The organism is Paracoccus thiocyanatus (assembly GCF_900156255.1).
In the GTDB taxonomy this organism is placed as follows: domain Bacteria; phylum Pseudomonadota; class Alphaproteobacteria; order Rhodobacterales; family Rhodobacteraceae; genus Paracoccus; species Paracoccus thiocyanatus.
In genome coordinates this window covers 178,692-201,026 of sequence record NZ_FTMK01000002.1, presented here as the reverse complement: position 1 = coordinate 201,026, position 22,335 = coordinate 178,692, and the positions used below count along the sequence as shown (strand labels likewise).

21 protein-coding genes and 1 pseudogene are annotated in these 22,335 nt (G+C 67.1%); 9 read left to right on the top strand and 13 right to left on the bottom strand.

Annotation, left to right across the window (positions count from 1 at the left end):
• Positions 1-45: 45 nt before the first annotated feature.
• Positions 46-1,092, bottom strand: a complete 1,047-nt coding sequence (gene epmA, locus F3H32_RS02345; RefSeq protein ID WP_149764045.1) for an EF-P lysine aminoacylase EpmA — start codon at positions 1,090-1,092, stop codon at positions 46-48.
• A 132-nt stretch (positions 1,093-1,224) separates the two neighbouring features.
• On the opposite strand from epmA, the gene efp reads away from it, so the two are divergent.
• Positions 1,225-1,791 (top strand): elongation factor P, encoded by a 567-nt coding sequence (gene efp, locus F3H32_RS02340; RefSeq protein WP_115754491.1) that lies wholly within the window; start codon positions 1,225-1,227, stop codon positions 1,789-1,791.
• Positions 1,792-1,865: 74 nt separating this feature from the next.
• Here the strand turns inward: efp and F3H32_RS17645 are convergent, their stop codons facing one another.
• Both F3H32_RS17645 and argC read right to left on the bottom strand, forming a co-directional pair.
• Positions 1,866-2,033 carry a hypothetical protein gene (locus tag F3H32_RS17645; protein WP_181900512.1) on the bottom strand — a complete coding sequence of 56 codons (168 nt, stop codon included), beginning with the start codon at positions 2,031-2,033 and terminating at the stop codon, positions 1,866-1,868.
• A 90-nt stretch (positions 2,034-2,123) separates the two neighbouring features.
• Positions 2,124-3,152 carry an N-acetyl-gamma-glutamyl-phosphate reductase gene (gene argC / locus F3H32_RS02335; protein ID WP_149764221.1) on the bottom strand — a complete coding sequence of 343 codons (1,029 nt, stop codon included), beginning with the start codon at positions 3,150-3,152 and terminating at the stop codon, positions 2,124-2,126.
• 358 nt (positions 3,153-3,510) lie between these two features.
• Here argC and panB point away from each other — a divergent pair, with 358 nt between their 5' ends.
• Both panB and panC read left to right on the top strand, forming a co-directional pair.
• Positions 3,511-4,341 (top strand): 3-methyl-2-oxobutanoate hydroxymethyltransferase, encoded by an 831-nt coding sequence (gene panB / locus F3H32_RS02330; RefSeq protein ID WP_149764043.1) that lies wholly within the window; start codon positions 3,511-3,513, stop codon positions 4,339-4,341.
• Positions 4,338-5,186 carry a pantoate--beta-alanine ligase gene (gene panC / locus F3H32_RS02325; RefSeq protein WP_149764041.1) on the top strand — a complete coding sequence of 283 codons (849 nt, stop codon included), beginning with the start codon at positions 4,338-4,340 and terminating at the stop codon, positions 5,184-5,186. The genes panB and panC overlap by 4 nt, the downstream gene beginning before the upstream one ends.
• Before the next feature lie 24 nt (positions 5,187-5,210).
• On the opposite strand, the gene F3H32_RS02320 is transcribed toward panC, so the two are convergent.
• Genes F3H32_RS02320 through F3H32_RS02310 form a run of 3 tightly spaced genes read right to left on the bottom strand, consistent with a single transcriptional unit; the run spans position 5,211 to position 7,593 of the window.
• The gene (locus tag F3H32_RS02320) at positions 5,211-6,593 is read right to left on the bottom strand and encodes a sensor histidine kinase (protein WP_149764039.1); all 1,383 of its coding nucleotides are present in this window, start codon (positions 6,591-6,593) and stop codon (positions 5,211-5,213) included.
• Complete coding sequence (locus tag F3H32_RS02315; RefSeq protein WP_149764037.1) at positions 6,590-7,294, bottom strand: response regulator transcription factor; 705 nt, start codon at positions 7,292-7,294, stop codon at positions 6,590-6,592. Before F3H32_RS02315 ends, F3H32_RS02320 begins: the two co-directional genes overlap by 4 nt.
• Positions 7,294-7,593: a PepSY domain-containing protein gene (locus tag F3H32_RS02310; RefSeq protein WP_149764035.1), complete on the bottom strand. Its 300-nt coding sequence runs from the start codon at positions 7,591-7,593 to the stop codon at positions 7,294-7,296. The genes F3H32_RS02315 and F3H32_RS02310 overlap by 1 nt, the downstream gene beginning before the upstream one ends.
• Before the next feature lie 239 nt (positions 7,594-7,832).
• On the opposite strand from F3H32_RS02310, the gene F3H32_RS02305 reads away from it, so the two are divergent.
• Positions 7,833-8,549: a calcium-binding protein gene (locus tag F3H32_RS02305; RefSeq protein WP_149764033.1), complete on the top strand. Its 717-nt coding sequence runs from the start codon at positions 7,833-7,835 to the stop codon at positions 8,547-8,549.
• A 148-nt stretch (positions 8,550-8,697) separates the two neighbouring features.
• The gene (locus tag F3H32_RS02300; protein WP_149764032.1) at positions 8,698-9,738 is read left to right on the top strand and encodes a lysine-2,3-aminomutase-like protein; all 1,041 of its coding nucleotides are present in this window, start codon (positions 8,698-8,700) and stop codon (positions 9,736-9,738) included.
• Positions 9,739-9,825: 87 nt separating this feature from the next.
• Here the strand turns inward: F3H32_RS02300 and F3H32_RS02295 are convergent, their stop codons facing one another.
• From F3H32_RS02295 to cbbR, 7 genes and pseudogenes are all read right to left on the bottom strand, one after another.
• Positions 9,826-10,677, bottom strand: coding sequence for an ATP-binding cassette domain-containing protein (locus tag F3H32_RS02295; protein ID WP_149764030.1), 852 nt, complete (start codon positions 10,675-10,677; stop codon positions 9,826-9,828).
• Entirely contained in the window at positions 10,674-11,513 is an 840-nt protein-coding gene (locus F3H32_RS02290) for an ABC transporter ATP-binding protein (protein WP_149764028.1), read from the bottom strand. Before F3H32_RS02290 ends, F3H32_RS02295 begins: the two co-directional genes overlap by 4 nt.
• 3 nt (positions 11,514-11,516) lie before the next feature.
• Positions 11,517-12,419 (bottom strand): ABC transporter permease subunit, encoded by a 903-nt coding sequence (locus F3H32_RS02285; protein WP_149764026.1) that lies wholly within the window; start codon positions 12,417-12,419, stop codon positions 11,517-11,519.
• Complete coding sequence (locus F3H32_RS02280) at positions 12,416-13,423, bottom strand: ABC transporter permease subunit (protein WP_149764024.1); 1,008 nt, start codon at positions 13,421-13,423, stop codon at positions 12,416-12,418. The genes F3H32_RS02285 and F3H32_RS02280 overlap by 4 nt, the downstream gene beginning before the upstream one ends.
• Positions 13,424-13,492: 69 nt before the next feature.
• Positions 13,493-15,097 carry an ABC transporter substrate-binding protein gene (locus tag F3H32_RS02275; protein WP_149764022.1) on the bottom strand — a complete coding sequence of 535 codons (1,605 nt, stop codon included), beginning with the start codon at positions 15,095-15,097 and terminating at the stop codon, positions 13,493-13,495.
• Between the two features lie 285 nt (positions 15,098-15,382).
• Positions 15,383-16,192: pseudogene (locus F3H32_RS02270) on the bottom strand (DUF72 domain-containing protein).
• Between the two features lie 117 nt (positions 16,193-16,309).
• On the bottom strand, positions 16,310-17,239 hold the full coding sequence (gene cbbR / locus F3H32_RS02265) for a LysR family regulator CbbR (RefSeq protein ID WP_149764020.1): 930 nt from the start codon (positions 17,237-17,239) through the stop codon (positions 16,310-16,312).
• A 95-nt stretch (positions 17,240-17,334) separates the two neighbouring features.
• Here cbbR and F3H32_RS02260 point away from each other — a divergent pair, with 95 nt between their 5' ends.
• The 4 genes from F3H32_RS02260 to fba are packed head-to-tail and all read left to right on the top strand — an operon-like array spanning position 17,335 to position 22,317.
• On the top strand, positions 17,335-18,327 hold the full coding sequence (locus F3H32_RS02260; protein WP_115755121.1) for a class 1 fructose-bisphosphatase: 993 nt from the start codon (positions 17,335-17,337) through the stop codon (positions 18,325-18,327).
• A gap of 21 nt (positions 18,328-18,348) precedes the next feature.
• Positions 18,349-19,221 carry a phosphoribulokinase gene (locus F3H32_RS02255; RefSeq protein ID WP_149764018.1) on the top strand — a complete coding sequence of 291 codons (873 nt, stop codon included), beginning with the start codon at positions 18,349-18,351 and terminating at the stop codon, positions 19,219-19,221.
• Positions 19,222-19,234: 13 nt separating this feature from the next.
• Positions 19,235-21,238: a transketolase gene (gene tkt, locus F3H32_RS02250; RefSeq protein WP_149764016.1), complete on the top strand. Its 2,004-nt coding sequence runs from the start codon at positions 19,235-19,237 to the stop codon at positions 21,236-21,238.
• Positions 21,238-22,317, top strand: a complete 1,080-nt coding sequence (fba, locus tag F3H32_RS02245; protein WP_149764014.1) for a class II fructose-bisphosphate aldolase — start codon at positions 21,238-21,240, stop codon at positions 22,315-22,317. Before tkt ends, fba begins: the two co-directional genes overlap by 1 nt.
• Positions 22,318-22,335: the final 18 nt, after the last annotated feature.

The following is a 22,335-nucleotide window of genomic DNA, read 5'->3' as shown; positions in this document are numbered from 1 at the left end:
CAAATAATCCGCATGAGGTTTGGCTATTATCCAATTGATTTTACGTTATTGAGGCAGCGGGGTCCATATCACCTCGTCGATGCGCGGCGCGCCGGTGGCCAGCATCACCAGCCGGTCGAACCCCAGCGCGCAGCCCGCGGCCGGCGGCATGATGGCCAGGGCGTCCAGGAAATCCTCGTCCAGCGGATAGCGCTCGCCGTGGATTCGCTCTTTTTCGTCCATCTCGGCCTGGAAGCGGCGGCGCTGCTCGGCCGGGTCGGTCAATTCGCCAAAGCCGTTGGCCAGTTCCACGCCGCAGGCGTATAGCTCGAACCGCTCGGCCTCGCGCGGCTCGTCGGCGGCGCGCCGCGCCAACGCCGCCTCGGCCGCCGGATAGCGGTCCAGGATCAGCGGCCGGCCGTGGCCCAGATGCGGCTCGACCCGTTCGACCAGCACGCGCGACAGGATGTCGGACCAGCCGTCGTCCGCGGCCAGGCGGACCCCCTGCGCCTCGGCCTGGGCGCGCAGGGCGGCCGCATCCGTTTCGACACCCTCGCAGGTCGCGAGAAGGTCGATGCCGGCAAATTCGCGAAACGCCTGGGCGACCGTCATCACCTGCGGCGCGGCATAGGGGTCGCACTCGATGCCGCGAAAGCGCAGCCGGTCGGCGCCCGCCCCCTTGGCAGCCAGCCGCAGGTATTGCGCGCAATCGTCGAAAAGAACACGGTAATCCTGCCCGACGCGATACCATTCCAGCATGCAGAATTCCGGGCTGTGCAGCGCCCCGCGCTCGCGGTTGCGCCAGACATGGCTGAAGGCGAAGATGCGCTTCTCGCCCGCCGCCAGCAGCTTTTTCATGGCGAATTCCGGGCTGGTGTGCAGATACATCCGCCGCGGCTGGCCGTCATTGCCGATCCGGTCGGTGGCAAAGGCATGCAGATGCGTCTCGTTTCCCGGACTGGCGGCCAGGGCCAGCGGGTCCACCTCGACAAAGTCGCGGGTCGCCAGCCAGTCGCGCATTTGCGCCTGGATGCGGTTGCGCGCCAGCAACAGCGGCCGGCGGCCGGCATGGCGATCAGGGTCCCACCATGGGCTTTCCTGCACGGGCTTCATTGGCGCATCTCCTGCATCCTATGTCGTTTTCCGCTTGCGGCTGGCGCTAGGCTGCGAAAAACGCTATGGGGCGTCATCTCGCCGGGTTTTAGCCGGCGTCCCGGAACTTGAAAAGCAGGCAAGGAAATCGCCTTGAAAGTCATCGCCTCCAGCCTTCGCAAAGGCAATGTCGTCGAAATCGACGGCAAGCTCCATGTCGTCCTGACCGCGACCAATTTCCATCCCGGCAAGGGCACGCCGACCACCCAGGTCGATCTGCGCCGCATCTCGGATGGAAACAAGGTTTCGGAACGCTGGAAGACCACCGAACAGGTCGAACGCGCCCATGTCGACGAACGCGCCTATAACTTCCTTTACGAGGATGGCGAGGGCTTCCATTTCATGGAGCCGGAAAGCTATGAGCAGGTCGTGGTCTCGCCCGAAGTGGTGGGCGACGACAAGGTGTTCCTGGAAGACGGCATCAGCGTCTTCCTGCAAGTGCATAACGACGTCGCCATCGCCATCGAACTGCCGCAGAAGGTCACGGTCGAGGTGGTCGAGACCGAGCCGGTGGTCAAGGGCCAGACCGCTTCGTCCAGCTACAAGCCGGCCATGGCGCATAACGGCGTCCGCATCATGGTCCCGCCGCATATCGGCGTCGGAACCAAGGTGATCATCAACACCGCCGACCTGACCTATGTGGAACGCGCCAAGGGCTGAGTTCCCAGGCCCGAACCGCAAGGCAACGCCCCGGCCCTGCCGGGGGTATATGCAGACAGGGCGCGTCCTGCGGATCAGTCCGCGGTCGCCGCCCCCAGGGTGCCACCCACCACGGCACCCGCCGGGCCGGCGACAACCGCTCCGCCAAGGCCGCCGGTCGCCGCCCGTTCGGTGGCATTGTCGCCGCATCCGGCAAGCATAAGCACCATCGCGCTTATGGCAGTCGCAATCAGGCTACGCATCTTGCTATCCTCCTTCGGGGCGGCGGAAGGCCATCCCTATCCCAGACAAGACGCGCAGCCCGGCCCCCTGGTTCCGCGCCCTGCCGCCGGTCAGGGAAAGACCGGCGCCAGCATCAGCCCTTCGGTTTCCGGCAGGCCCAGCATCAGGTTGGCGTTCTGCACCGCCTGCCCCGAAGATCCCTTGCACAGGTTGTCCAGGGTCGAGACGACCAGCGCCCGCCCCGAGATCCGGTCGCCGGTCACGCCGATATGGCAGAAGTTCGAGCCCTGCACATGCGCCATCGCCGGCAACTGCCCATAGGGCAGCACGACGACAAAGGGTTCCTCGGCATAGGCGGCCGCCAAGGCGGCATGCACCGCCTGCGGCTCGCCCTTGAGATAGCAGGACGCCAGGATGCCGCGGTTCACCGGCACCAGATGCGGGGTGAACTGGATGCGCACCGGGCGCCCGGCGAGGGCCGAGAACTCCTGGTCGAACTCGCCCAGATGGCGGTGCTTTCCCCCTTGGGAATAGCCCGCCACATCCTCGGAGCGTTCGGCGAAGAGCATGTTTTCCTTGAGCGAGCGCCCTGCCCCGGAAATCCCGTTCTTGAGATCGCAGATGATGTCGTCCAGGTCGATCAGCCCTGATGCGATCAGCGGCCGCAGGGCGAATTGCACGGTGGCGGCGTTGCAGCCGGTGCCGGCGACAAGGCGGGCGTCCCGGATCTGGTCGCGGTAGAATTCGGTCAGCCCATAGACCGCCTGCGGCTGGATATCCGGCGCGGCATGGTCAAGCCCGTACCAAGCCTTGTAACCCGCCGGGTCGCGCAGGCGGAAATCGGCGCCAAGATCGACGATCTTCACATCGGCGGGCAATTGCCCGACCAAAGGCTGGCTAAGGCCGTGCGGCAGCGCGCAGAACACCAGGTCGATGGAGGCGAAGTCGATCTCTTCCATCCGGACCAGCGCCGGCAGGTTCAGGTGGCGCAGATGCGGAAAGACCTGGTCATAGCCCTGACCCGCCTTGCGGTCGGCGGAAAGCGCGGCGATCTGGATCCGGGGGTGGGTGGCCAGAATGCGCACGAGTTCGGCACCCGTGTAACCCGAGGCCCCAAGGATGGCAGCGTTCAGCGTCATGTCGTGATCCCAACTGGTCGGGCCCCCGCGCGGGACCAGGACCGGCACTAGGGCGCGGGTCACGCGGTGTCAAGCAAACCAGGACATGCAGGGCCGGCGGCTGGGGCTGGCAGAAATCTGGAATGATTCTAGGAATCGCCCATATCTATATGTATTTGCTGATTTATCTCTCCAGAAATCCCCCCCTCATGGTAGCCGCCTTGGTGGGCGACAGCGTTGGCGGCGTCGGCCGGGCCGGCCAGTCGCTTATAATCCTGCGCGCCAATGCTGCATCTGCATCGTTTTCTTGCGAGACATCGCGGCGCAAATCCAATATGGGGGCATCGCCCGCCTGGGCCGCTGAAGAATGGAGGAGTAGATGAGCGCGACCCCCGATCGTAAGGGCCAGCTTGGTCCCGCCGACATCCGCGCCCGCAAGGGCGGCGAACCCGTGGTATGCCTGACTGCCTATACCACGCCCATGGCCCGGCTGGTGGATGCGCATTGCGACATCGCGCTGGTCGGCGACAGCCTGGGCATGGTGCTGCACGGCCTGCCCTCGACCATCGGCGTCAGCATGGAGATGATGATCCTGCACGGCAAGGCCGTGGCGCGGGGCTGTTCGCGGGCCTGCCTGGTGGTGGACATGCCCTTTGGCAGCTATGAGGAAGGGCCCGAGCAGGCGTTCCGCAACGCCGCCCGCATGATGGCCGAGACCGGCTGCCAGGCGGTCAAGCTGGAGGGCGGGCGCCACATGGCCGAAACCGTCGCCTTCCTGGTGGCGCGCGGCATCCCGGTGATGGGCCATGTCGGGTTGACGCCGCAAGCGGTCAATACGCTGGGCGGCTACAAGGTGCAGGGCCGCGACCCGGACGAGGCCGACCGCATCGCCGGCGACGCCGCCGCGCTTGCGGATGCCGGCGCCTTTGCCGTGGTGCTGGAAAAGCTGCCCGAGGCGCTGGGGGCGCGCATCACCCAGGAAATCGCGGTGCCGACCATCGGCATCGGCGCCGGCGTCGATTGCGACGGGCAGGTGCTGGTGGTCGATGACATGCTGGGCCTGTTCGCCGATTTCCGGCCGAAATTCGTCAAGCGCTATGCCGAACTGGGCGGCGATGCCGATACTGCCATCGCCGCCTATGCCGCCGAGGTCCGCGCGCGGCGCTTTCCCGGTCCCGAACATGCCTTTGGCGCGGGCAAGCCTGCATGAGCGCACCGATCGTCCGGCCGCTGGCCGAACTGCGCGCAATGGTCGGCGGCTGGAAAGCCCGCGGCGAAAGCATCGCCGTGGTGCCCACGATGGGGGCGCTGCACGAGGGGCATCTAAGCCTGGTGCGGGCGGCGCGGGCCAATTGCGACCGGGTGATCGTGACGCTGTTTGTCAATCCGCGCCAGTTCAACAGCCCCGAGGACTTTGCCCGCTATCCGCGCACCGAACATGCCGACGCGGAACTGCTGGGCCCCCTGGGGGTCGATGCGCTGTTCGTGCCCGACGGGGACGAGGTCTATCCGCCCGGCCATGCCACGGTGGTCACGGTCTCGGGCGTGACCGAGCCGCTGGAAGGGGCGCACCGCCCCGGCCATTTCGACGGCGTGGCAACGGTGGTGACGATGCTGTTCACCATGACCCAGGCCGACCGGGCCTTTTTCGGCGAAAAGGACTGGCAGCAATTGCAACTGGTGCGCCGGCTGGCCGCGGACCTGAAGCTGCCGGTCCAGATCGTGGCCTGCCCCTGTGTGCGGGCCGCGGACGGGTTGGCGCTGTCTTCGCGCAACCAGCGCCTGACCGACGCGGGGCGCGGGCGCGCCGCCGCCCTGCCCCGCGCGCTGTTCGACGCGAGCGCCCGGATCGAGGCCGGAGAGCCGGTGGCCGCGGTGCTGGCCGCCGCGCGCGCCGGGCTGGAGGCGGCAGGGATCGCGCCCGTGGAATATCTGGAGCTGCGCGACGGCGAGACGCTGGGCACGCCGCAGCCCGGCCGCCCGGCCCGGCTTTTGGTCGCGGCCTGGCTTGACGGGGTGCGGCTGATCGACAATGTCGCGGTGATCTTGCGCTAGGCCGGCGGGTGCTGCGCGGTTGCCTTATGAGTATTTGGGAAACGGTGAAGGCGGTCCGCCCGGCGGGACGGGGGGCGCCGCGTCCAGATAAAGTTCCGCCAGAAAGCCCGGATCGGCGTTGGCGAGCCGCAATTCGCCATGGGCCGCATCGACGATATCGGCCACGACGGCCAAGCCGATGCCTTGGCCTTCGCCGTCGGGATCAAGGCTCAGGCCGCGCTGTGTCAGCCGTTGCAGATCGGCCTCGGGGACGCCGGGGCCGTCGTCGCGGATGGCGATAAGGACGCGGCCCCCTTGCGCGCGGGCCGAGACATGGACGCTGCGGCCCGCATGGCGCATGGCGTTTTCCAACAGCGCGCCAAGCGCCTCGGTCAGGTCGTCGGGGTCGATGCGGGCATATAGGCCCGGCGGGATCGCGATCTGCCAGTCGATGCCGGCGCCTTGCGGCGTGCGGCGCAGCACGCCCACCAGCTTGGCGGTGATGGTGCCCGGTTCGGCCGACTGCCGGGCGCGGCCGGACTGGATGCGGGCGCGGGCCAGTTCGCGGTCGACATGGCGGCGCATCTGGTTGGCGATAGCCTCGACGCTGCGCGCGATCTCGGCCTCGCCGCGGCTGGACAACCGCGCCGCATCGCCCAGAAGCGCCTGGAGGGGCGTCTTGAAACCATGCGCAAGGTTGGCGGCGCGGTGGCGGGCGCGGTCCAGTTCCCGGTCGCGCGCATCCAGCAGCTTGTCGATTTCCGTGGCCAGCGGGATCACCTCGGTCGGCAGGTCCTGGCCGATGCGCGGCCGCGCGCCCGAACCCAGCGCCGCCACCCTGGCGCCGACCTGCTGAAGCGGTTCCAGCCCGACGGTGATCTGCAACCAGCTTGCCAGCAGCAGCGCCGCGCCCAGCAGCCCCAGATAGGGCAGAAGATCGCCCAGGAAGCCGCGCCTGGCCAGCGCCAGTTCGTCCCGGTCCGAGGCGACGATGATGCGCAGCGGCACCGCGCCCCGGCCCACCAGCAGCCCCTGTTCGACGGCAAGCAGCGGCTCGCCTTGCGGGCCGGCCAGCGCCCGCACCGCGCTTTCGCCCGGCGGCGGCGGCGGCTGGGGGGTGGGCAGCGTATAATCCCATAGCGAGCGCGAGCGGCGCAACTCGTCGCCCAGCATGACTTGCCAGTAATGCCCCGAAAAGGGCTGGTCATAAAGCGGGTCGTCGGGCGGCGCGCGCAGGCTGGCCCCGGCTTCGCCATTCGGCTGGACCATGGCCGCCAAAGCCAGCGCACGGGCCTGAAGATCGGCGACGGCCACGCGTTCGACATGGCGTTCGAAAAGCACCGCCAGCCCCATGCCGGACAGCGCCAGCGCCACGGCGATGGCGAAGGCGCCGGCCGCCACCAGCCGCCAGCGGATCGAACGGGTCACGTCCGGCCCTGCGCCCGGCCGTCCCCCGCAGCACCGGGCGGCGGCTCGTCTTCCAGGTGATAGCCGAAGCCCCGCCTTGTGCCGATCACCCCCGGCCCCAGCTTGCGGCGCAGCCGGGTGATGATCGCCTCGACCGCGTTCAATTCGCGCGATTCGTCGTCGCCATAAAGATGCTCAAGCAATTCCGTCGGGGCCACGATGCGGTCGCGGTTCAGCGCCAGATAAGAGATCAGCCGGAACTCCAGCGGCGTGACGGCGACCGGGATGCCGTCGACGGCGGCCGTCATGCGGTTCAGGTCCACCGTCAGCCGCCCGACCTGCTGGGTGGCATTGCCGCGCCCGCCGGCACGGCGCACCAGGGCGCGGGCGCGGGCGATCAGCTCCTCCATGCGAAAGGGCTTGGGCAGGTAATCGTCGGCGCCGGCATCTATGCCCTCGACCCGTTCGGTCCAGGCGCCGCGCGCGGTCAGGATCAGCACCGGGCTTTCGCAACCCTCGGCCCGCCAGCGCTTGAGAACGCTAAGCCCGTCCAGCCGCGGCAGGTTCAGGTCCAGCACGATCAGGTCGTAATCCTCGGTGCCGCCGCGGAACCATGCGGTCTCGCCATCGCCGGCCAGTTCGACCAGGAAACCCGCAGCCTTCAGCGCCCGCTCCAGGTCGGCGGCGATCCGGGGCTCATCCTCGACGATCAGGGCGCGCATCAGTCCTCGTCATCCTCGTCCAGGTCGAGAATCCGGCCCGAGGCGGCGTCCAGCTCGACCTCGATCAACCGGCCATCCTCTGTCACCAGCTCGACCTCATAGATCATCATGCCGTCATCTTCGTCCAGGTCCACCTCGATCACCCGGCCGGGATGGGTGCGGTGAAGCAGGGCCAGCACCTCGGCCAGGGGCAGGATCTCGCCCCGCTCGACCGCGCCGCGGGCATATTCGAAATCCTGTCCGCCGGCCGCCAGCGGCGTCAGCGACAGGATCACGGCAAGGGCGGCGGCGGGTCTCATGCGGCGCTTATAGCCGCGGCGAACTGACAGGCTGCTGACAAAGATCAAACCGCAAGCGAGCGGCGCCGCTTCGTGCCGAAACCGCAACAGCGCCGGATCGGCGCCTTTCCGCGCAAGCCGGGCTTTCCTGACAGCCGGCTGACAGGGCGGGTCAGAACGCTGTCAGCCAGGCTGTGGCACCTGTGGCGTCTTAACCTGCGGCGGGCGATCCGCCGCTGTAACCTTGAAAGGACAAGACCATGGTGCGCAAGATCGGGACCAGCTTCGCCGATACGCTGAACGGCACGAAATTCGGCGACTGGCTGTCGGGCATGGGCGGCAATGACCGCCTGTTCGGCTTTGCCGGCAATGACAAGCTTTATGGCGGCGATGGCGCCGACACGCTGAATGGCGGCGAAGGCCATGACGAGCTGGAGGGCGGCAATGGCAACGACCTGCTCCAGGGCGGCAATGGCAATGACGAGCTGGAAGGCGGCACCGGCAACGACATCCTGCATGGCGGCAACGGCAATGACGACCTGGAAGGCGACGCGGGCGCCGACAAGCTTTATGCCGGGGCGGGCCGGGACGAGGTGGACGGCGGCGCCGGCAACGACCTGCTGTTCGGCGGGCTGGGCGATGACGAGCTGGACGGCGGCTCGGGCAATGACCGGCTGGATGGCGGCGCTGGCCGCGACCGGCTGGAAGGCGGCCGCGGCAACGACATCCTGACCGGCGGGGCCGGCGCGGATGTGTTCGAATTCGAGCGCGGCGACGGGCGCGACACCATCACCGATTTCCAGAACGGCATGGACCGGCTGGACTTTGACGATTTCGGCCGCGCCCAGGTGCAGGCGGTCATCAACAATGCCCAGCAGGTCGGCAACGACCTGGTGCTGCGCCTGTCGGCCGACACCATCGTGACCATCGAGGACATGCAGAAAGCGCAACTCGACATGAGCGATTTCACCTTCTGATCCGGGGGCCTGTCGCCATTCGCCGCCGCAGGTCCCCTTGCGGCGGCGTTTCCATGGCCGAAGGGCCCGGCGTCAGGCGGCCGCCCCCCCTCTTGCCAAGGCGGGCGCTGGGGTCGATAACCGCCCCTCTGCCTTGCGAGTTGCCGCCTTGTCCCAGCCGCCGATCACCACCGTTTCCGCCCTGATCCGGGCCGGCCTGTCCGATGCCGGTCAGGCGGACGTGCTGGAACAGGTGGCGGCCGAATTCCGCATCCGTGTGTCGCCCGCCATGCGCGAGGCCGTCGGCAGCCCCGGCGACGGGGTGGGCGCGCAGTTCCTGCCCGATCCGCGCGAGTTGGAGATCCGGCCCGAGGAACTGGCCGATCCCATCGGCGATGCCGCCTTCAGCCCGACGCCGGGCCTGACCCATCGCTATCCCGACCGGGTGATCTTGCACATCACCAAGACCTGTGCGGTCTATTGCCGCTTCTGCTTTCGCCGCGAAGTGGTGGGCGAGGACGGCCGGCTGCCCGAGCCGGAACTGGCCGCTGCGCTGGATTATATCGCCCGCACCCCGGCGATCCGCGAGGTGATCCTGACCGGCGGCGATCCCATGGTGCTGTCGGCGCGCCGGATCGCGGCGCTGATCGCGCGGCTAGAGGCGATCGCGCATGTCGACATGGTCCGGTTTCACAGCCGCATCCCGGTGGTGGCCCCGGAGCGCCTCGACGCGGCGATGCTGGCGGCGCTGCGGCCCGAACGGCTGGCAGTCTGGGTGGTCGTCCATATCAACCACGCCCAGGAACTGACCGAGGCGGGGCGCGCGGCGCTGGCGCGGCTGGCCGATGCGGGCATTCCGCTTTTGTCCCAGACCGTGCTGCTGAAGGGGGTGAATGCCGACGCCGAGGTGCTGGCCGACCTGTTCCGGGCGCTGATCCGCAACCGGGTCAAGCCCTATTACCTGCATCATTGCGACCTGGCCCGCGGCACCGGGCATTTCCGCACCTCGATCGCGGAAGGCCAGGCGATCATGGACGCCTTGCGCGGGCGGATTTCGGGGACCTGCCTGCCCAGCTATGTGCTGGACCTGCCGGGCGGGCATGGCAAGGTGCCGCTGGGACCGGGCCATGTCCAGAAGGTCGGTCCGGGCCGCTATCGGATCCGGGACTGGCGCGGGCAGATGCACGATTATCGCGACCTGGACGGCTAAGGCCGGGGGCGCTTCGCCCCCCGGACCCCCCGAGGATATTTGGACACGAAAGAAGCCCTGCCGCGCCTGCCCCCCTGCGCCCCTGGTTCAGGCCGTGGCGGCGCGCCGCGCCTGGCGGCGGGCGACGCGGGCGCGGATCGAGGCGACATCCGTGACCGGGGTCGCGGCGAAAAGTTCGCGCGTATAGGGGTGGCGCGGCGCGGCGAAGACCGCTTCGCGGCTGCCCTGCTCGACCGCCTCGCCCTGGTGCATCACCAGCACCTCGTCGGCGATATAGCGCACCACCGACAGGTCATGGCTGATGAAGACATAGGCCAGGTTGAATTCGGCTTGGAGGTCCGCCAGCAGGTTCAGGACTTGCGCCTGCACCGACAGGTCCAGCGCCGAGACCGGCTCGTCCAGGACCAGCAGCGTCGGGTTCAGCATAAGCGCGCGGGCGATGGCGATGCGCTGGCGCTGCCCGCCCGAGAACATATGCGGGTAGCGGTTGAAGACCTCGGGCGGCAGGCCGACCTTGGCCAGCATTTCCTCGGCCCGGCGGCGGCGTTCGGCCGCGGGCGTGTCGGTGTTCAGCGCCAGCGGCTCCATCAGCACGTCGCCGATCTTCTGGCGCGGATTCAGGCTGCCATAGGGGTTCTGGAACACCATCTGCACCTTGGAGCGCATCTCGCGCGTGAGCCGCGCCTTGCCGATGTCCACGGGCTTGCCGTCGATCATCAGCTCGCCCCCCGAGGCCGGGTCGATCAGCGCGATGATCCGGGCCAGCGTCGACTTGCCGGACCCGGATTCGCCGACAATGGCCAGCGTCTTGCCGCGATCGACCGAGAAGCTGATCCCCTTGACCGCGCGCACCGTCCGGGCGGCGCGGGTCAGCGATCCGGGGACGTGATAGTCGCGGATCAGGTTGCGGCCCTGGACGACTGGGGTTTCGGCGCTCATGGCTGCACCTCCGGTTCGAGGAAGCTGCCGACGGTGGGCAGCCGGTCGCCCGTCGCGTTTTCGGGCAGGGCCGAAAGCAGCGCGCGGGTATAGGGATGCGAGGGGGCCTCGAACAGGGTCAGCACGTCGGCCTCTTCCATCTTGCGGCCCTTGTATTGCACCTGCACGCGGTCGGCGGTCTGCGCCACCACGCCCATGTCATGGGTGATCAGGATCAGCGCCATCCCGGTCTTTTCCTGAAGGTCCATCAAAAGGTCGAGGATCTGCTTCTGGATGGTCACGTCCAGCGCCGTCGTCGGCTCGTCGGCGATCAGCAGGCGCGGATTCGTGGCGATGGCCATGGCGATCATCACCCGCTGGCACTGGCCGCCGGACATCTGGTGGGGATAGCTGCGCAGCTTTTCCTCAGGCTCGGGGATGCCCACCTGGCGATAAAGCTCCAGCGCGCGGGCGCGGGCCTGGCGTTTCGACAGGCCGGCGTTGAAGCGCAGCACCTCTTCGATCTGGTAGCCGGTGGTAAAGCTGGGGTTCAGCGAGGCGACGGGTTCCTGGAAGATCATGGTGATCTGGCGCCCGATGATGCGGCGGCGCTGGCGCGGGGTCATGGCCAGCAGGTCGTGGCCGTCGAAGGTCATCTCGTCGGCGGTGACGCTGGCGGTGTCGGGCAAAAGCCCCATCGCCGCCAGCATCGACACCGACTTGCCCGAGCCGGATTCGCCGACGATGGCCAGCACCTCGCCCTTGTCCACGGTCACGTCGATGCCGTCCACGGCGGTGAAGCTGCCGGTCGAGGTGGCGAAGCGCACGGTCAGGTTGCGGATTGTCAGAAGCGCCATCACTCAGCTCCGCTTCAGTTTCGGGTCGAGGGCGTCGCGCAGCCCGTCGCCCATCAGGTTGATCGCCAAGACCGAGACCAGGATGGCAAGGCCGGGGAAGGTCACGACCCACCAGGCGCGCAGGATGAATTCGCGCGCCTCGGCCAGCATGGTGCCCCATTCGGACGCCGGCGGCTGCGCGCCCATGCCCAGGAAACCCAGCGCGGCCGAGTCGAGCACCGCCGACGAAAAGCTTAGCGTCGCCTGGACGATCAGCGGTGCCAGGCAATTGGGCAGGATTGTCTTGAACATCAGCCGCAGGTTGCCGGCGCCGGCCACCTTGGCGGCGGTGACGTATTCGCGCGCCTTTTCGCCCATCACCGCGGCGCGGGTCAGGCGGGCGAAATGCGGCTGGTAGACGATGGCGATGGCGATCATCGCATTGGTCAGCCCCGGCCCCAGCACCGCGACCAGCACCAGCGCGAGCAAGAGCGAGGGAAAGGCCAGCACCACGTCCATGACCCGCATGATGACCGTATCGACCCAACCCCCGAAAAAGCCGGCGACCAGCCCGATGATGATGCCGCCGGTCAGGGCGATGGCGACGACGACGATGCCGATGAACAGCGAATATTGCGCGCCATGGATCAGCCGCGACAGCATGTCCCGGCCGACCGCATCGGTGCCCAGCAGAAAGCCCGCGCGCCCGCCATCCTGCCAGATCGGCGGCACCAGCAGCGCGTCGCGATATTGCTGCGTGGGATCATGCGGCGCGATCAGCGATGCAAAGATCGCCGTCAGCACCAGCAGGACGAAGACGACAAGGCCGATCACCGCACCGCGGTTCTGGCTGAAATAGAACCAGAATTCGCGCAGCATCCGGCGGCGGATGGCCGCGTCCGAAATCTTGACGGTGGTATCGGTCATTTGTGCCGGATCCTCGGGTTGATGAGACCATAGGTCAGGTCGACGATCAGGTTCACGATCATCACGATGGCGGCGATCAGCAAAAGGCCCGACTGCACCACCGGATAGTCGCGGCGCGAAATCGAATCGATCATCCACTTGCCGATGCCCGGCCAGGAAAAGATCGTCTCGGTCAGGATGGCGCCGGCCATCAGCACGCCGACCTGCAAGCCGATGGTGGTGATGACCGGGATCATGGCATTGCGCAGCGCATGGACCGCGATCACCCGGCGCGGCGACAGGCCCTTGGCGCGGGCGGTGCGCACGTAATCCTCGCCCATCACCTCCAGCATGGCGGATCGGGTCTGGCGCGCGATCACCGCCAGCGGGATCGTTGCCAGCACCACCGAAGGCAGGATCAGGTGGCTGACGGCCGAGGCGAAGGCCCCCTCATCGCCCGACAGCAGGCTGTCGATCAGCATGAAGCCCGTCACCTGCGGAAAGAAATACATCAGCGAGATGCGGCCCGAAACCGGGGTCCAGCCCAGCACGCCGGAAAACAGGATGATGAGCAAAAGCCCCCACCAGAAGATCGGCATCGAGAAGCCGACCAGCGCCCCGGTCATGGAAATCTGGTCGAACCACGAGCCGCGCTTGATCGCCGCGACGACACCGACCGGCACGCCGATCACGGTGGCGATGATGATCGCGACCAGCGCCAGTTCGACCGTGGCCGGGAACAATGCCAGGAACTCGTCCAGCACCGGCTTTTTCGTGACCAGCGAATTGCCCAGGTCGCCTTGGAGCAGGTTGCCCAGGTAATGGACATATTGCTGCCAGACCGGCTTGTCATAGCCAAGCTGCGCCGCGATCTGGGCGTAACGTTCCGGCGAGACGCCGCGTTCGCCGGCCATCAGCAGCACCGGATCGCCAGGCAGCAGGCGGATGAAGCCAAAGGCCACCAGCGTGATCCCGATCATCGTCGGGACCAGGTAAAGCAGTTTCTTAAGGATGAATCTGAACATCGACCCTAACCTGAGGGCCGTGCGGAGGGTTCCCCGCACGGCCGCAAGAGTTGCAATCCGCGCGCGACCTTATTCGGCCAGGTCCACGGTGTCGAAGGCATAGTCGCCCAAGGGCGACTGCACGAAGCCGGTCACGTTCTTGGCCATCGGCACATATTGCGTCGAATGCGCCAGCGTGGCCCAGGGCGCCTGCTCCTTGAAGATGACCTGCGCCTCTTCGTAAAGCTTGACCCGCTCGTCATGGTCGGAAGCCGCCTTGGCCTTGGCCAGCAGGTCCGAGAACTCTTCGTTGCACCAGAAGGCGCGGTTCGCCCCGCCCGGCGCGGCTGCGGCACAGGACAACAGCACGGTCAGGAAGTTGTCGGGATCGCCATTGTCGCCGGTCCAGCCCAGGATGACCGCGCCCTTGCGGCCCTCTTCCATCGACTTCTTCAGGTATTCGCCCCATTCGTAGCTGACGATCTCGACCTTGACGCCGATCTTGGCGAAATCGCTTTGGATCAGTTCGGCGGCGCGGCGGGCATTGGGCATGTAGGGCCGCTGCACCGGCATGGCCCAGATTTCCATGGACAGGTCGCTGACGCCGGCTTCCTCCAGCATCGCCTTGGCGGCTTCGGGGTCGAATTTGTCGTCCTCGACGGCGTCGTTATAGGACCACATGGTCGGCGGGATCGGGTTCTTGGCGATCTCGGCATTGCCCTGATAGACGGCGTCGATCAGCGCCTGCTTGTCCATGGCCATGTTCAGCGCCTTGCGGACCTGCGGATTGTCGAAGGGCGCGACGGTGGTGTTATAGGCCAGGTAGCCCACGTTCAGGCCGGGCTGCTCGTCCAGCTTGAGGTTCGGGTCGGCGCGGATGTCCTCCAGGTCGGCGGGCGCGGGATAGGGCATCAGGTGGCATTCGCCGGCCTTGAGCTTTTGCAGCCGCACCGAGGCGTCGGGGGTGATGGCAAAGACCAGGTCGTCGATCTTGGGCGCCTCGCCCCAGTAATCGGCGTTCTTCTGGTAACGGATCACCGCGTCCTTCTGATAGGCGACGAAGCGGAAGGGGCCGGTGCCGATGGGGGCGTTGTTCAGGTCCTCGCGGGTGCCGGCGGCTTCCAGCGCGTCGGCATATTCCTTGGACACGATCGACACGAAGGGCATGGCCACATTGGCCAGGAACGGCGCCTCGGGCTGGTTGAGGGTGAATTTCACCGTGTGGTCATCGACCTTTTCGATGGACTTGATCAGCTTGTCCATCTCCATCGACGAATAATATTCATAGGTGACGCCGGGGATGTATTCGTGCCAGGGATGGTCGGCGCTGGCCTGCCGCTCGAAGGTGAAGATCACGTCGTCGGCGCTGAAATCGCGCGAGGGCGTGAACTTGTCGTTGGAATGGAATTTCACGCCTTGGCGCAGGTGGAAGGTATATTCCAGACCGTCCTCGGACACGTCCCAGCTTTCGGCCAGGGCGGGCTCGATTTCCGTGGTGCCGGGCTTGAACTGCACCAGCCGGTTATAGACCGCGTGGCCCGACGCGTCGAAGGTGGTGCCCGAGGTATAGGGCGCGGCGTCGAACCCTTCGGGCGAGCCCTCCGAGCAATAGACGAAGGTCTTGGCGTGCAGCGGTGCCGCAGCCATCAGCGCAAAGGCCGAGGCCGCAAGCATGCGGGTGGAAAAGAATGACATAATGCCTCCCATGTCTAGAGATATTGCCTGTTCCTTATGCAAACGAATCTGCCTGACAGGTCAAGTGCTTTGCCGGGTCTTGCTGTCATTGTGCTGTAATGACGCAGCGAAACGCCAACGCTTTCGGACGTTTTTGACGTTTCCGCAGGCAGCGATCGCGAAAGGCTGGCAATAGGCGGTTGCGGGTTGCACGCCCGTCCGCCGTGGCGGCGCCATGTCACCCGCCGGCCGCGGCAATGCGGGGAACATGATTCTTTGGCCCCGATGGGCGGCGCCCGGTGGCGGTCAGTGCAGGCGGTCGATCAGCGCCATCGCGGCTTGCGGATTGCGCGCCTTGTGGCCGCTGATGACGTAAAGATAGACGTCGCGCGGTCCCGAAGCGGCATTCGCCCCGACATAGTCCAGCCCCTCGGGCAGGCCGCCGGCGGCCCAGGTCCGCGCCCGCTTTGCCTAAAGGTCCAGCGCCGCCGGGGAATAGCCCAGGGGCTCGTCCGGGCTGGTGCCCATGATGCGGGCATAGACGAAGGGCGCGGTCGGGTCGGCGATCTGCGGAAACTTTCCATCCGCCGCGATCACCGCCGCCACGCCATGCTCGCGCAGCATGGCAAGGAAGTCCGGGTTGCGGAAACTGTCGTGCCGCACCTCGACCACGTGGCGCAGCGCCCTGCCCTCGGCCGTGGCGGGCAGAAGCTTCAGGAACGCCTCGAAATCCTTTGGATCAAAGGTCTTGGTCGGCATGAACTGCCAGTTGATCGGCCCCAGCTTGTCGCCCAGAAGCATCAGCCCGCCGGACAGGAAGCGCGCGACGCTTTCGCCCGCATCGGCCAGGACCTTGCGGTTCGTCGCATAGCGCGGGGCCTTGAGCGAGAAGACGAAATCCCCCGGCGTCTCGTCATGCCATTTGCGAAAGCTTTCGGGCTTTTGCGCGCCGTAATAGGTGCCGTTGATCTCGATCGAGGTCAGCGCGCGGCTGGCGTGTTCCAACTCGCGCCGCTGCGCCAGCCCTTCGGGATAGAAGCTGCCGCGCCATGGCTCATAGGTCCAGCCGCCGACGCCGATGCGAATGCGGCCCGTCTTGTCCTTGTGCCGGTCCATCCTGCCCTCCCCAGCCGAATCGCCCGATCATAGCGCAGGCCGGGCAGCCGCCCTACCCCACGCGCGGGCGGGAACCGGCGGGCCGTCGCCGGCGCGGGGCTGCGGCTGAGGCTGCCGCTAGGCTTCCACCCTGGGCAGGAAGCCGCCCTTCAGCGACAGCACATGGTCGTGGACGCGCTGGCCCGCGGGCGACAGCGGCATGTCCTCGCGGCGCAGCAGGAACCAGTTGCGCTGGATCGGCAGGCCGACCGCCTTTACCGCCACCAGCCGGCCGGCGCGCAATTCCTCGGTCACGGTATGCTGCGAGATCAGCGCGATGCCCAGCCCGGCGATCACCGCCTGCTTGATGGTTTCGTTCGTGCCCATCTCGACCATGCGCCAGGGGATGCCGTCGCCGATCCGGTCCAGGAAACGCGTCATCAGGATGCGCGTGCCCGAGCCGGGTTCGCGCACCAGATAGGTCTCCGCCAGCAGTTCCTGCGGCGTGGCCGGATCGGCCGCCGCCAAGGGGTGGTCGGGCGGTGCGACGATGATATGGGGATGCGGCCCCACCGGCTCGGCCACCACGGCGGGGCTTCGCGGCGGCCGCCCCATGACGGCCAGGTCCAGCGCCCGCGACCCCAGCCACTGGATCACCGCGTCGCGGTTGCCGATGCGCAGCGTCACCTCGATTTCCGGCAACGCCCGGCGCAGGTCGGCGACCAGGCGCGGCGCGAAGTATTTCCCGGTCGAGACGACCCCCAGCGACACGTTGCCGGTATGGCCGCTTTGCAGCGCCGCGACCCGCCGGGCGCAGGTCTGCAAGGCGATGGCGATCTGCGACTCGGCCTCCAGCACCGCCCGCCCCTCGTCGGTGGCCAGAAAGGCCCCATGCTCGCCGCGGATCGCCATCGGCGCGCCCATCAGATCCTCAAGCGCGCGCAACTGGCTGTGGATCGCCGGCGGGCTAAGGCTTAGCTGCGCTGCGGCCCCCGTCAACGAGCCAGTGTCGATGACCGCACGCAGCGCGCGCAACTGGCGAAGGGTAACGGCATCGACGCGGCCCATTCAGGATTCCCGAAATAGATTTCTGAATTATTAAATGTTCCTTAAAGCACGGACATGTCAACAAGAGTTCGGGAAGCGCGCCAGAGGAGGGGCCGATGACCGCCGAGACTATCCAGACCGACCGTATACCCCCGCAGATGCACGATGTGATGCTGGCCCTTGCCGGGGCGGGCGCGCGGCTTGCCGCCATCATTCGCCGGGGCGGCGACCTGGCCTCGGCCGTGGGAACCAATGCCGACGGCGACGGGCAAAAGGCCCTGGACGTGATGGCCGACGACCTGTTTCGCGACGCGCTGGCCGGCGCCGGGGTGCGCTGGTTCGCGTCGGAAGAACAGGACGAGGCCGTGGCCCTGGATCCGCAAGGACGGCTGGCCGTCGCCATCGACCCGCTGGACGGCTCGTCCAATATCGACACCAATGTCTCGATCGGCACGATCTTTTCGATCTTCCCGGCCGAGGACACGGCCGAGGCCAGCTTCCTGCGCCCGGCCCGCGACCAGATCGGTGGCGGCTACATCATCTATGGCCCGCGCTGCGCCATGATGGTCAGTTTCGGCGACGGGGTGCAGCATTACGCGCTGGACCCCGACAGCGACAGGTTCCACCTGGTCACGGCGCGGCAGGAAATGCCCGAAGGCGCCCAGGAATTCGCCATCAACGCCTCGAACTACCGCCACTGGCCGCAGCCGATCCGCGCCTATATCGACGATTGCCTGGCCGGCAGCGACGGCCCGCGCGAACGCAATTTCAACATGCGCTGGATCGCCTCGCTGGTGGCCGAGGCGCACCGCATCCTGATCCGCGGCGGCGTTTTTCTTTACCCGTCCGACGCCCGCCAGGGCTATGAGCGTGGCCGGCTACGCATGCTTTACGAATGCGCCCCCATCGCGCTGCTGATCGAACAGGCCGGCGGCAAGGCCACGGACGGGCTGATCCCGATCCTGGACCAGGGCGCCGGGGCGCTGCACCAGCGCACGCCGTTCATCTTCGGTTCGGCCGGCAAGGTCGCCCGCATCGCCGCCTATCACGAACTGCCCGAGACCGAGATTTCGGCGCTGTTCGGAAATCGCGGCCTGTTCCGCGCCTGATCTGGATAACCGAGGGACGTCATGAGCAAGAAACACCCGATCATCTCCGTCACCGGCTCGTCCGGCGCGGGCACCTCGACGATCAAGAACACCTTCGACCAGATCTTCCGCCGCGAAAAGATCACCTCCGTCAGCATCGAGGGCGACGCCTTTCACCGCTATGACCGGGCCGCGATGAAGGCGGAACTGGCGCGCCGGACCGAGGCGGGCGATCATACCTTCAGCCATTTCAGCATCGAGGCCAACGAATTGGAGCGGCTGGAGCAGGTGTTCCGCCAATACGGCCAGACCGGCACCGGCCAGACCCGGCATTACGTCCATGACGACCGCGAGGCCGAAAAATACGGCACCCCCCCCGGTCACTTCACCGAATGGAAGGACTTTCCCGCCGATTCCGACGTGCTGTTCTATGAAGGGCTGCACGGGGCGGTCAAATCGGACGGCATCGACATCGCCGGCCAGGCCGACCTGAAGATCGGCGTGGTCCCGGTCATCAACCTGGAATGGATCCAGAAGATCCATCGCGACAAGGCCAGCCGCGGCTATTCGACCGAGGCCGTGACCGACGTGATCCTGCGGCGCATGCACGCCTATGTCCATGTGATCTGCCCGCAATTCACCGAAACCGACATCAATTTCCAGCGCGTGCCGGTGGTGGACACCTCGAATCCCTTCGTGGCGCGCTGGATCCCCACGGCGGATGAAAGCCTGGTGGTGATCCGCTTCAAGAACCCGCGCGGCATAGATTTCCCCTATCTCGCCTCGATGATCCAGGGGTCGTGGATGACCCGTGCGAATTCCATCGTCGTTCCGGGGCCAAAGCTGGACCTGGCCATGCAGCTGATCCTGACGCCGATGATCCTGCGCATGGTCAGCGAATCGAAACGCGCCTGAAGGGAGGAAAGAGATGAACCAGATGGCAAGGATCGACACCGGGCTGGAGGGGCAGATGGCCAACGCCATCCGCGCCCTGGCGATGGACGCGGTCGAGGCGGCCAAGTCCGGCCATCCCGGCGCGCCCATGGGCATGGCCGACGTGGCCGCGGTGCTGTTCAACCGCTTCATGAAGATTGACCCGGCGGATGCCGCATGGCCCGATCGCGACCGTTTCGTGATGTCGGCCGGGCACGGCTCGATGCTGGTCTATGCGATCAACCACATGCTGGGCTATGACGACATGGACATGGACCAGCTGCGCAATTTCCGCCAGCTTGGCGCGCGCACCGCCGGCCATCCCGAATACGGCCATGCCAAGGGGATCGAGACGACCACCGGCCCCTTGGGCCAAGGCATCGCCACCGCCGTCGGCATGGCCTTGGCCGAGCGGATGATGAACGCGCGCTTCGGCGACGGGTTGGTCGACCACTGGACCTATGTCATCTCGGGCGACGGCTGCCTGATGGAGGGCATCAGCCACGAGGCCATCGACTTTGCCGGCCATCAGCGGCTGGGCCGGCTGGTCCTGCTGTGGGACGACAACGGCATCACCATCGACGGCGGCACTGACCTGTCCACCACCACCGACCAGCAGGCGCGCTTTGCCGCCGCCGGCTGGCATGTGCAGGCGGTGGACGGCCATGACCGCGAGGCGGTGGCCGCGGCGATCGAGGCGGCGCGCGCCGACGACCGCCCCTCGCTCATCGCCTGCAAGACGGTGATCGGCTATGGCGCGCCGAACAAGCAGGGCAGCCATGACGTGCATGGCGCGCCGCTGGGCGCCGACGAGATCGCAGCGGCGCGCGCGCATCTGGGCTGGAGCCATCCGGCCTTTGAAATACCCCAAGACATCCTGGACTCCTGGCGCTCTGTCTCCGCGCGAGGGGCCGAGGCGCGGTCAGCATGGCAGAAGCGGCTGGAAACGTCCCCAGATCAGGGTCGCTTCAACGCCATGCTGGCCGCGCCTGATACGGCGGCGCTGCGCAGCGCCATCCGTGACTATACGGCGAAACTCGCCTCCGACCGGCCCAAGGTCGCGACCCGCAAGGCGTCGGAAATGGCGCTGGAGGTGGTGAACGCCACCCTGCCGAACACGGTCGGCGGCTCGGCCGACCTGACAGGTTCGAACAACACCCGCAGCAAGGGCATGGTGTCGGTGACGCCCCAGGATCGCAGCGGCCGCTATGTCCATTACGGCATCCGCGAACACGGCATGGCCGCGGTCATGAACGGCCTGGCGCTGCACGGCGGCTTTGTCCCCTATGGCGGCACCTTCCTGGCCTTTAGCGACTATTCCCGCCCGGCGATCCGGCTGGGCGCGCTGATGGGGGTGCCGGTCGTCCATGTCATGACCCATGACAGCATCGGCCTGGGCGAAGACGGCCCGACCCACCAGCCGGTCGAGCATGTCGCGGCGCTGCGGGCAATCCCGAACCTGATGGTCTTTCGCCCCGCCGATGCGGTCGAGACCGCCGAGGCCTGGGAAATCGCGCTGACCGCGCCCGCCAGCCCCTCGGTCCTCTGCCTGTCGCGCCAGAACCTGCCCGCGGTGCGGCTGGATGCCGATGACGAAAACCGCAGCCGCCAGGGCGCCTATGTCCTGCGCGAAACCGAGGGCGCGCGCGACGTGACGCTGATCGCCACCGGCTCGGAAATCGAGATCGCGGTGGAGGCCGCCGACCTGCTGGCCGCGCAGGGCGTGCGCGCCGCCGTCGTCTCGGCCCCCTGCTTCGAGCTGTTCGCGCAGCGTCCCGAGGCCGAGCGCGAGGCGGTGCTGGGCCGTGCCCCGCGCATCGGCATCGAGGCGCTGATCCGACAGGGCTGGGACGGACTGTTCCTGCGCCCCGGCGACGGCTTCATCGGCATGGCGGGCTTTGGCGCCTCGGCCCCTGCCCCCGCGCTTTACCGGCATTTCGGCATCACCGCCGAACGTGCCGCCGACCTTGCCAACCAGCTTATCCAGGGAGGAAAGTGATGGCCCTCATCACGCTGCGACAGCTTCTGGACCACGCCGCCGAACATGGCTACGGCGTGCCCGCATTCAACATCAACAACATGGAACAGGGGCTTGCCATCGTGAAGGCCGCGGCCGAGGTCGATGCCCCGGTGATCCTGCAAGCCAGCCGCGGCGCGCGTTCCTATGCCGGCGACATCATGCTGCGCCGCATGGTCGAGGCCCTGGCCGAGATGAACCCGACCATCCCGATCTGCCTGCACCAGGACCATGGCAACAACCTGGCCACCTGCATGTCGGCGATCCGCCACGGCTTTACCAGCGTGATGATGGACGGCTCGCTGCACGAGGACATGAAGACGCCCGCCGATTACGACTATAACGTCGCGGTGACGGCCAAGGTGGCCGAGGCCGCCCATGCCGTCGGCGCCTCGGTCGAGGGGGAACTGGGCGTGCTGGGTTCGCTGGAAACCGGCGAAGCCGCGGCCGAGGACGGCTCGGGCGCCGAGGGCAAGCTGGACCACAGCCAGCTTCTGACCGACCCCGACCAGGCGGTCGATTTCGTTACCCGCACCCGCTGCGACGCGCTGGCCATCGCCTGCGGCACCAGCCACGGCGCCTACAAGTTCAGCCGCAAGCCCGATGGCGACATCCTGGCCATGCATGTGATCGAGGCGATCCATGAGCGCCTGCCCGGCACGCATCTGGTCATGCACGGCTCCAGCTCGGTGCCGCAATATCTGCAAGACCTGATCAACGAGGCCGGCGGCGAGATGCCCCAGACCTATGGCGTCCCGGTCGAAGAGATCGAGCGCGGCATCCGCCACGGCGTGCGCAAGGTGAACATCGACACCGACTGCCGCATGGCGATGACCGGACAGTTCCGCAAGGTCGCCCGCGAAAAGCCCCAGGAATTCGACCCGCGCAAATTCCTGATCCCAGCCATGAAGGAATTGACGGTGCTGTGCCGCGATCGTTTCGAACGTTTCGGAACCGCCGGCCATGCCAGCAAGATCAGGGTCATCCCGATGGACGAGATGGCCCGGCGCTATGCGTCGGGGGCACTGGACCCGGCAATCACTGGCGCGAAAGCCGCCTGAGGAGGAGGAAGCCCGATG